Genomic DNA, 2,850 nt, shown 5'->3' with positions numbered 1-2,850 from the left:
GGGGGCCCGCTCTTTTTTTTAAAACCCCCCCCCCCCCCCCCCCCCCCACCCCCCCACCCCCCCCCCCCCCCCCCCCCCCCCCCCCCCCGGGGGGGGGGGGGGGCCCCCCCCAACCCCCCAAACGGCGCCTTGCTTACATCCTGGTTACTTCCGGGCAATGGGCTAGACATTCGGGACACGCGGGCAGATCCTCGGGACTGCTGTGCCCTAGTCGGCCCGCACAGCGCAACGCAGGAATGGAGTCCGGGGACGGTGGCTACGACAACGGCGCCGAGCGGTGGGGTGGCTCGGAAACGCAGGATGAGTCCAAAGGAAATCGTCATCTGGGCGCTGGTGGCGATCGTCGGCGCGGTGGCCTGGGGCGTCATCGCGCTCGTCCGGGGCGAGGAGATCTCCGCGGCCTGGCTGGTGTTCGCGGCGCTCGCTTCGTACGCCATCGCGTACCGCTTCTACGCGCGGTTCATCACCTACCGGGTGCTCAAGGTCGACGACACCCGCGCGACGCCGGCGGAACGGCTGAACAACGCCATCGACTTCCAACCGACCGACCGGCGGGTGCTCTTCGGCCACCACTTCGCGGCGATCGCCGGAGCCGGTCCGCTGGTCGGTCCGGTGCTGGCCGCGCAGATGGGTTACCTGCCGGGCACCATCTGGATCATCGTCGGCGTCATCTTCGCCGGTGCCGTGCAGGACATGGTGGTGCTGTTCTTCTCCACCCGCCGCAACGGCCGCAGCCTCGGGCAGATGGCCCGCGAGGAGATCGGTCCGATCGGCGGGGTCGCGGCGCTGATCGCGGTGCTGGCCATCATGATCATCCTGCTGGCGGTCTTGGCGCTGGTGGTGGTCGGCGCCCTGAAGGGCTCGCCGTGGGGCACCTTCTCCATCGGCATGACCATCCCGATCGCCCTGTTCATGGGCTTCTACCTGCGCTACCTGCGACCGGGCAAGATCGTCGAGACCTCGGTGATCGGCGTGGCGCTGCTGCTGCTGGCCATCGTCGCCGGTAGCTGGGTCGCCGACTCCGGGCTGGCCGAGGCGTTCACGCTCACCGGCAACGAGCTGACCCTGGCGCTGGTCGTCTACGGGTTCATCGCCTCGGTGCTGCCGGTGTGGATGCTGCTGGCGCCGCGCGACTACCTCAGCACCTTCATGAAGGTCGGGGTGATCGCCCTGCTGGCGGTGTCGATTCTGATCGCGATGCCGACGATGCGGACCGAGGCGTTCACCGACTTCGCGTTCAACGCGCAGGGCCCGGTGTTCACCGGTGCCCTGTTCCCGTTCGTGTTCATCACGATCGCTTGCGGCGCGCTGTCCGGCTTCCACTCGCTGGTCTCCTCGGGCACCACGCCGAAGATGCTGGAGAAGGAGTCGCAGGTCCGGGTCATCGGCTACGGCGGGATGCTCACCGAGTCGTTCGTGGCGATCATGGCGTTGGCCGCGGCGTGCATCATCGAGCCGGGCCTCTACTTCGCGATGAACATGCCCGCCAACGCGCTCGGCGACACCCTGCAGTCGGCCTCGCAAGCGGTGGCCGGTATCGGCTTCCAGATCACCCCGGATCAGCTGGCCGCCGCAGCGGCCGCGGTGGACGAGGAGACGCTGGTCGGTCGAAGCGGTGGCGCCCCGACGTTGGCCGTCGGCCTGTCCGAGGTGTTCTCTCAGGTCATCGGCGGGGACGCGCTGAAGGCTTTCTGGTACCACTTCGCGGTGATGTTCGAGGCGCTGTTCATCCTGACCACTGTGGACGCCGGAACCCGGGTGGGTCGGTTCATGCTGCAGGACACCCTGGGCAACGTCTGGAAGCGCTTCGGCGACGTCAGCTGGAAGCCGGGCAACTGGATCTCCAGCGCGGTGATCGTCGGCGCTTGGGGCTACTTCCTGTGGGCCGGGGTGAACGACCCGCTGGGCGGCATCAACCAACTGTTCCCGCTGTTCGGCATCGCCAACCAGCTGTTGGCGGCGGTGGCGCTGGCGGTGGCCACCACGCTCCTGATCAAGTCCGGCCGGGCGAAGTACGCGTGGGTGACGCTGGTTCCGCTGGCCTGGGACGCGGCGGTGACGCTGACCGCCAGCTGGCAGAAGATCTTCTCCGCCGATCCCACGATCGGCTTCTTCGCGCAGCGCGCGGCCTACCAGGCGGCGCTGGACGCCGGGCAGACCAGCAAGGGCTCGGCGCACACCGTCGAACAGATGCAGAAGGTCGTGGTGAACTCCACTGTGGACGGTGTGTTGAGCGTCCTGTTCGCGCTGCTGATCCTGATCGTGCTGATCGACGCGATCCGGGTCTGGATCAAGGCGCTGCGCGCGACCGCACCGCTGCCGGACACCGAGGCCCCGTACGTGGAGTCGAAGCTGTGGGCACCGTCCGGGCTGATCCCGACCGCCGAGGAGCGGAAGGTCCAGAAGGAGTTGGCGGCGGCTGGCAAGGCCGAGGTGAGCACGTGACGACCGCACCGATCATGGCCAGGTTGCGCGGCACGGCCCGTACAGCCTGGCAGATCGTGCGCGGCGTGGTCGGCGAAAACGCCTACGAGCGCTACCTGAGCCACCAGCGCAGCCACCATCCCGACGAGGAACCGCTGTCGGAACGGGACTTCTGGCGCCGCCACGTGGACCGCCAGGACGCCACTCCGGGTTCCCGCTGCTGCTGAGGGTCGGGGGGGGGGGGGGGGGGGGGGGGGGGGGCGGGGGGGGGGGGCCCCCCCCCCCCCCCCCCCCCCCCCCCCCCCCCGGGGGGGGGGCCCCCCCCCCCCCCCCCCGGGGGGGGTGCCCCCCCCGGGGGGCGCCCCCCCCCACCCCCCCCCACGACCGCTGACCTGCCGGAACTAGCCGCCCGCTGCGGCGAGCACC

At 70.2% G+C, this 2,850-nt stretch carries 2 protein-coding genes; both read left to right on the top strand.

What is annotated here, in order from left to right; genetic code table 11:
* Positions 1-300 precede the first annotated feature (300 nt).
* On the top strand, positions 301-2,445 hold the full coding sequence (locus tag MOQ72_RS44025; RefSeq protein WP_242192017.1) for a carbon starvation CstA family protein: 2,145 nt from the start codon (positions 301-303) through the stop codon (positions 2,443-2,445).
* Positions 2,442-2,651: a YbdD/YjiX family protein gene (locus MOQ72_RS44020; RefSeq protein ID WP_242192016.1), complete on the top strand. Its 210-nt coding sequence runs from the start codon at positions 2,442-2,444 to the stop codon at positions 2,649-2,651. The genes MOQ72_RS44025 and MOQ72_RS44020 overlap by 4 nt, the downstream gene beginning before the upstream one ends.
* Positions 2,652-2,850 lie beyond the last annotated feature (199 nt).

Origin of the sequence: Saccharopolyspora soli (assembly GCF_022678645.1) — a bacterium.
GTDB lineage: Bacteria > Actinomycetota > Actinomycetes > Mycobacteriales > Pseudonocardiaceae > Saccharopolyspora > Saccharopolyspora soli.
This window is presented reverse-complemented; position numbering and strand designations above follow the sequence as displayed.